This is a genomic window from Pseudomonas sp. JV245A, from assembly GCF_032424515.1.
Lineage (GTDB): Bacteria > Pseudomonadota > Gammaproteobacteria > Pseudomonadales > Pseudomonadaceae > Aquipseudomonas > Aquipseudomonas protegens.
The window spans coordinates 1-848 of sequence record NZ_VYKE01000450.1 but is presented as its reverse complement, the minus strand read 5'-3'; the positions used below and the strand labels follow the sequence as shown (position 1 = coordinate 848).

The 848-nt window shown below is 71.8% G+C and carries 1 protein-coding gene and 1 pseudogene; both read right to left on the bottom strand.

What is annotated here, in order from left to right:
• Positions 1-582 (bottom strand): ABC transporter permease (locus tag F6S12_RS32365; RefSeq protein WP_315869937.1); only part of this gene is annotated, 582 nt, incomplete at its 3' end.
• Positions 582-848: pseudogene (locus tag F6S12_RS32360) on the bottom strand (ABC transporter ATP-binding protein); the annotation flags it as partial. The gene F6S12_RS32365 and the pseudogene F6S12_RS32360, both read right to left, overlap by 1 nt.

Genomic DNA, 848 nt, shown 5'->3' with positions numbered 1-848 from the left:
CAGCGCCAGCGGGGCGAACAGCGCGTCCCGGGCAAAGGCCTCCAGCGGCAGAACGCCCTCCACCTGGACCCGGGTCCGCTGTACCTCGCTGCGCCCCGCCACCTGCCGGCCAAAGGTCGCCTGCAACCAGTCCCCCGGCTGCACCCCAAGCTTCTCGGCGGCGGTGCGGCTGAGCAGCACGCCACTCATGCCCCGGGGCGCCGGCAAGCGCCCGAGCAAGGGGTCGCCGGCCGCGGTGGGGAGCATTTCCACGGTCAGGCCGATATCCCCCGTGCCCCGGGACAGGTCCGCGGTGGCGGCGATCTGCCGGGTACGCGGCAAGGCAAAGGCCACGTCCGGACGCTGCCCCAACTGGGCGATGAAGTCGGCGCTGAAGCGCCCGCCGCCCAGGGGAATGATCTCGCGCACCGCCGGGTCCTTTTCCAGGCGCTCGGTGAGGCTGCTCACCAGCCCGAACTTGAGCCCGAACAGCACCAGCAAGGGGGCGATCACCGCCACCAGGGCCAGCACCGAACAGGCCGACAGCCAGCTGTCGGCCCGGTAGTCCTGCCAGGCCAGTGCCGCGGTCAGGGAGGCGCGCATCAGCAGGCCTCCCCAAGCGTGGCAGTGACTCCGCCATCGGCGTCGCGCTGGCAGGCGATGCGTCGTACCTGCAAGCCGTTGGCCCGGGCCAGGGGTTCGTCGTGGGTGGCGATCACACAGCACACCCCCTGGTCCCGCGACTGCTGCACCAGCAGTTGCATCACCCGCTGAGCGTTCAAGGGGTCCAGGGCCGCTGTCGGCTCGTCCGCCAGCAATACCTGAGGGTTGTGGGCCAGGGCCCGGGCGCAGCTGACCCGCTGGCGCTG